Genomic DNA, 1,280 nt, shown 5'->3' on the forward strand with positions numbered 1-1,280 from the left:
GTTCATTAAAAAAATAATCCAAAGGGACTTCAAGTCGTTGAGAGAGTTTGAATAACAAGTCTGCGGAGGGAATAAAATGACCTCTTTCAATTTTACTAATCTGGCTTTGTTCACAAATTCCTTCTGCAAGAGTTTGTTGGGAGAGTCTCAACTCTTTTCTTTTCAATCTGAATTTCTCTGCGAGTGTATTCATTAAAAATAATAAACCTTCCTATTTGCTTAATTTCATTATAAAATTTTTAGTTCAAAATAGCAAGTTAAAGAAATAAATAATTCTTTACGGTAATAACAAGAAAAAAAAGTCAAAAAAACATAAAAATACTTGACTAAATAAAATATATCTGTTAGAATAAAAAGAAAGGGGTTTCATTGCATGAGAAAAAACGTGGAATTAAAAAATTAGTTACATTTGCATTGCTAGGTGTTTTTATGTTTAGTAATACAATTCCTTACCAACAGTTTATTCAGAAGAATAGACAATTGGAGATTCGAGTGCAATCACAAAAGAAGTCCAATGGTCTTGATGTTGGGAAGGCTGATTAAAGAATAATGGAATAGAACTAGTCTCTAGTATATTCGCTTTTATTATTCATTAAAAATTGTAGGGGCAAGTTTGAAAAAATAAAAGTTAGTTGATTGATTACTTCTCTAAATTTTGGGCACACTAAAAAGAGGTCTTGATACCCAACCTTTAAAATTAAAGCACCTTGAATCCGTGCTGTTGTGCAAAACGAACGGCATCTTGGACAGACATTGTCTTATCTGAATTTCTTATTTCTGTAAGACCTTGTAATCTTGGATTATAACTCTCCTATTTTAAAAGTACGTGGTAGATGGCAACCAATAATCTGCGACAGATAGCGATGATAGCTTTTCGATGCCATATAAATAATTTTTAACATGAGGGGGCTCCCTTCATAAAATTTGAGTCTGCCTATCCCTTGACTATTCTTTCCTTTCACAAACGAGTCGCTTATTCAATTATAAGTTTACGTGCTCTTAGTCACAGTTCTTGTGCTTGATGGAAAGAATGACACCTATAAAAATGCGAGGTAGTGGCTGTACCACTCACTTATTCACCTCCCCGTGATTTGTAGTAGTGATAGGCTTTCTCACTGTTATTATAAAACAAAGAGCACAACACTTTTTCATTCTGTGTTGTGCCTTGAGTGAAACGAAAGGAATGAATTATAAAAATGAAGAAAACATTTTATCGCAAATTCGGTATTTCAATTATTGCTAGTACTTTATTAGCTAGCCAGCTATCGACAGTATCTGCT

The 1,280-nt window shown here is 32.7% G+C and carries 2 protein-coding genes and 2 pseudogenes; 2 read left to right on the forward strand and 2 right to left on the reverse strand.

What is annotated here, in order from left to right; translation table 11 throughout:
- Nucleotides 1-193, reverse strand: a 193-nt coding sequence (locus tag HT671_RS11025; RefSeq protein WP_172923165.1) for a helix-turn-helix transcriptional regulator, incomplete at its 3' end; no start/stop codon positions are given.
- A 176-nt stretch (nt 194-369) separates the two neighbouring features.
- Here HT671_RS11025 and HT671_RS11990 point away from each other — a divergent pair.
- Entirely contained in the window at nt 370-543 is a 174-nt protein-coding gene (locus HT671_RS11990) for a PhrA family quorum-sensing system peptide (RefSeq protein WP_050208810.1), read from the forward strand.
- A gap of 154 nt (nt 544-697) precedes the next feature.
- On the opposite strand, the pseudogene HT671_RS11995 reads toward HT671_RS11990, so the two are convergent.
- Nucleotides 698-880: pseudogene (locus HT671_RS11995) on the reverse strand (IS110 family transposase); the annotation flags it as partial.
- A gap of 316 nt (nt 881-1,196) precedes the next feature.
- On the opposite strand from HT671_RS11995, the pseudogene HT671_RS11825 reads away from it, so the two are divergent.
- Nucleotides 1,197-1,280 (forward strand): annotated as a pseudogene (locus HT671_RS11825) (peptidase); the annotation flags it as partial.

The organism is Streptococcus sp. 2741, from assembly GCF_013276315.1.
Classification (GTDB): Bacteria; Bacillota; Bacilli; order Lactobacillales; family Streptococcaceae; genus Streptococcus; species Streptococcus pseudopneumoniae.